The sequence below is a fragment of the Streptomyces sp. CBMA123 genome (assembly GCF_014596465.1).
GTDB lineage: Bacteria > Actinomycetota > Actinomycetes > Streptomycetales > Streptomycetaceae > Kitasatospora.
In genome coordinates this window covers 1-4059 of sequence record NZ_MECK01000366.1, presented here as the reverse complement: position 1 = coordinate 4059, position 4059 = coordinate 1, and the positions used below count along the sequence as shown (strand labels likewise).

At 74.6% G+C, this 4059-nt stretch carries 4 protein-coding genes; 1 reads left to right on the top strand and 3 read right to left on the bottom strand.

The features are described from left to right. From BG452_RS30705 to BG452_RS30695, 3 genes are all read right to left on the bottom strand, one after another. Positions 1-1011: SCO1860 family LAETG-anchored protein (locus BG452_RS30705; protein ID WP_188307621.1), on the bottom strand; the 1011-nt coding region annotated here is incomplete at its 3' end. Positions 1012-1154: 143 nt separating this feature from the next. Continuing rightward, positions 1155-1832 (bottom strand): uracil-DNA glycosylase, encoded by a 678-nt coding sequence (locus tag BG452_RS30700; protein WP_188307620.1) that lies wholly within the window; start codon positions 1830-1832, stop codon positions 1155-1157. 93 nt (positions 1833-1925) lie between these two features. Beyond that, the gene (locus tag BG452_RS30695; RefSeq protein ID WP_188307619.1) at positions 1926-3017 is read right to left on the bottom strand and encodes an amidohydrolase family protein; all 1092 of its coding nucleotides are present in this window, start codon (positions 3015-3017) and stop codon (positions 1926-1928) included. A 175-nt stretch (positions 3018-3192) separates the two neighbouring features. Here BG452_RS30695 and BG452_RS30690 point away from each other — a divergent pair. Further along, a partial coding sequence (locus BG452_RS30690; RefSeq protein WP_188307618.1) for a pyridoxal-phosphate-dependent aminotransferase family protein occupies positions 3193-4059 on the top strand: 867 nt, incomplete at its 3' end.

The following is a 4059-nucleotide window of genomic DNA, read 5'->3' as shown; positions in this document are numbered from 1 at the left end:
CGCGCCGGCGGCCAGCGGGCCGGTGGCGCTGCTGCCGCCGGTGCTGGCGAGCCGCTCCGGCTTCTCCACCGCGGCCTGCGGCACCGCGGCGCGCGAGGTGCTGGTGTCGGCGACCGGCTGGGCGGCGGGGGCACTGGTGGGCGCGGAGGTCGGGGTGTCGGTGGCGGCGGGGCCGGTGGGCTTCTCGCAGCTCACCGAGGCGACGGTGATCTTTCCGGTGACCTTGGCGACGTTCAGGTTCAGCGGGTTCACCTCCACCTGCACCTCCAGGGCCGAGGCGGCGGCGGTGGTCGTGGTGGTGGCCTTCTTCGAGAACTCCACCGACACGCTGCCGACCAGCGGCACGTCCACCTTGGTCGGGCCGTACAGCCCGACGGTGACGGGCTTGCCCAGCACGGTCAGCTTGGCGGGCGCGACCACGTCCGCGGTCGGCTGCCCGTCGACCGGGCAGGTGGCCTCGGCGCTCATCGCCTCCAGCCCGAGCAGCGCGGTGGCGGGCAGCCCGGGGGCGTGCACATCGGCGTTGACCAGCTTGACGGAGGCTGCGGCGCCCTTGGCGTCGACCCGGGTGACGGACTTGCCGATGTCGGCCTTGACCAGCTCGACCGGTCCGGCCTGGTCGACGCCCGCCACCTTGGCGGTGAGCACGGAACCTCCCCCGGCCTCCGGCTGGGGGGACCCCAAGCGCTGCGCCGACGACTCCGCCTTGTTGAGCGCGATGTCCACCGGGACGTCCACCGCCTTGTTCAACAGGCTGACATCCAGGGCGAGTTCGGCGGTGACGGCGCGCGCCTTGCCCGGAGACGGGGCTGCCGAGGGGGCTGGAGAGGGGGCGGCCTGGACGGGCCCGGCGGTGAGCGCGGCGCTCGCCACCACGACGGCGACAGCGGAAACGATTCGGCGAGACGGGCCGGACAGGCCGGACAGGCGGGACGGGCGGGACAGGCCGGACGAGCCGGACGGGCCGGTCAGCCGGGACGAACAGGACGGACGGGACAGGCGAGAAGACAAGGCGGTACCCCCACGCAGATGAAACGATGAGCCGCCAGTCTTCTCGAACGATCCGTCACAAGAGCAACACGGAACGTCATTTCACCCGTAGGAGTGAGATTGACGTTCCGCGCTGACCTCGATCTGCTACGGGGACAAGTCCGTTACGGCAGCCGCCAGTCCACCGGCTGCGCCCCCTGCCGCACCAGCAGCTCGTTCGCCCGGCTGAACGGCCGCGACCCGAAGAACCCGCTGCTCGCCGAGTACGGACTCGGGTGCGCCGACTCGATCGCCGGAACGTCCCCCAGCAGCGGCCGCAGGTTGCGGGCGTCACGCCCCCACAGGATCGCCACCAGCGGACCACCACGCGCCACCAGCGCCCGGATCGCCTGCTCGGTGACCTCCTCCCAGCCCTTGCCCCGGTGCGCGGCGGGCTTGCGCGGCGCGGTGGTCAGGGCCCGGTTGAGCAGCAGCACGCCCTGCTCGGTCCACGGCGTGAGGTCCCCGTTGGAGGGCTGCGGCAGACCGAGGTCGGTGCCGTACTCCTGGAAGATGTTGATCAGGCTCGCCGGGATCGGCCGCACCTCGGGCCCGACCGAGAAGCTCAGCCCGACGGCGTGGCCGGGGGTGGGGTACGGGTCCTGCCCGACGATCAGCACCCGCACGTCGGCGAGGGGCTGTTGGAAGGCCCGCAGCACGTTCGGGCCGGAGGGCAGGTAGGTGCGGCCGGCGGCCAGTTCGGCGCGCAGGAAGTCGCCCATGGCGGCGACCTGCCCGGCGACGGGTTCCAGGGCGGTGGCCCAGCCGGGCTCGACGATCTCGTTCAGTGGACGCGGTGCCATGGGCGTCACCCTATCGGCCCATGCCGACAGAGCGTCACCGTCGATGAGCACCGCGAACGCCCACCCGCCGACCGCCGCCGCAGCGGCCCCCGCTCACCCCACCGGCCGCCCCCGGAGCACCACCAGCAGCGGGTCCGCGAGCACCCGGACGTCCGCCCGAGGGTCCTCCCGGTACACCACGAAGTCGGCCGGCGCGCCCTCCGCCAGCCCCGGCCGCCCGAGCCACTCGCGGGCGCCCCAACTCGCCGCCGACAGCGCCTCGGCCGGGCTCAGCCCCGCCTTCACCAGCTCCGCCACCTCGTCCGCGACCAGCCCGTGCGCGAGCGAGCCGCCCGCGTCCGTGCCGACGAACACCGGGATGCCCGCATCGTGCGCGGCGCCGACGGTGTCGTAGCGGCGCTCGTGCAGCCGTCGCATGTGCGCCGCCCAGGCCGGGAACTTGGCCTCCCCGCCGGACGCCAGCTCCGGGAAGGTGGCGATGTTGACCAGTGTCGGGACGATGGCCACCCCGCGCTCGGCGAAGGCCGGGATCAGCTCCTCGGTCAGTCCGGTGGCGTGCTCGACGCAGTCGATCCCGGCGGCCAGCAGGTCCGGCAGCGACTCGGCCGCGAAGCAGTGCGCGGTGACCCGCGCGCCCTCCTCGTGCGCCGCCGCGATCGCCTCGGCCAGCGCGTCGCCGGGCCAGCAGGCGGTGAGGTCGCCGCGCTCGCGGTCGATCCAGTCGCCGACCAGCTTCACCCAGCCGTCGCCGCGCCGGGCCTCGGCCCGGACGTACGCGGCGAGGTCGCCGGGCTCGATCTCGTGGGCGTAGTTGCGGATGTAGCGGCGGGTCCGGGCGATGTGCCGGCCGGCCCGGATGATCCGGGGCAGGTCCTCGCGCTCGTCGATCCAGCGGGTGTCGGCGGCCGAGCCGGCGTCGCGGATCAGCAGGGTGCCGGCGTCACGGTCGGTGATCGCCTGCTTCTCGCTGGTCGCGGCGTCCACGGCGCCGTGGGCGTCCAGGCCGACGTGGCAGTGCGCGTCCACCAGGCCGGGCAGCACCCAGCCGGTGACCGTCCGGACGTCCCCGGCCGTCGGCGGGCGGGTGAAGCTCACCCGGCCGTCCACCACCCAGAGTTCGTCCCGGACCTCCTCCGGACCGACCAGCACCCGACCCCGGACGTGCAGCACCGCGCCATCACTCATGGCCGCACTCTACCGACGGGCGGGTTCCGTGTAAGCGGCGAGAATGCGGCAGACTCGTTGCCGCACCCACCACCCGCCCCGCGAAAGGCAGTGCCGCTGTGAGCGAGCGAAGCGAGCGAACCATCAGAAGGTGCGCACGCGCGCACGCCCCCGCCGAGCGCGGCGAGGCGGGCGCATGAGCCCCTTCCTCGACCTCCCCCCGCTGAGCGCCGCCGGGTTCGCGGCGATCGAGGACCAGGTGGCCGCGCTGCTGCACACCGGCGCCGACGTCATCGTCACCCAGGGTGAGGCCCTGCTCCCGCTGGAGGCCGCGATCCGCGGCGCCGCGCACCCCGGCTCCACCGCCCTCAACATCGTCACCGGCCCGTACGGGCAGACCTTCGGCAACTGGCTGCGCTCCTGCGGGGCGACGGTCGTCGACCTCGCGGCGCCCTTCGACAGCGCGGTCGGCGCCGAGCAGGTCGCCGAGGCCCTCGACCGCCACCCGGAGATCGACTTCGTCTCCCTGGTGCACGCCGAGGCCGCCACCGGCAACACCAACCCGGTCGCCGAGATCGCCGCCGTGGTGCGCGAGCACGGCGCCCTGCTGATGCTCGACGCGGTCGCCTCGGTCGCCGCCGAGCCGCTGCTCACCGACGAATGGGGCATCGACCTGTGCGTGATCGGCGGCCAGAAGGCGATGGGCGGTCCGGCCGGGGTCTCCGCCGTCTCCGTCTCGGAGCGCGCCTGGGAGCGGATCGCCGCCAACCCGGCCGCCCCGCGCCGCTCCTACCTCTCCCTGCTGGACTGGAAGGAGCGCTGGACGGACGCCGGTCGCACCGTACTCCCGCACGCCCCGGCCCAGTTGGAGATGCTCGCGCTCGGCGCCTGCCTGGACCGGATCGCCGCCGACGGCCTGCCCACCGTGATCGCCCGCCACCGCGCCGCCTCCGCCGCCACCCGGGCCGGCGCCCGGGCGCTCGGCACGCTCAGCCCGTACGTCCACCAGGACGCCCACGCGGCCCCGGTCGCCACCACCCTGCGCACCGCGGCCGGCCTGCAC

Coding starts and splice junctions, on each gene's coding strand:
- BG452_RS30700 (WP_188307620.1), bottom strand. CDS start 1,832: ATGGCACCGCGTCCACTGAACGAGATCGTCGAGCCCGGCTGGGCCACC.
- BG452_RS30695 (WP_188307619.1), bottom strand. CDS start 3,017: ATGAGTGATGGCGCGGTGCTGCACGTCCGGGGTCGGGTGCTGGTCGGT.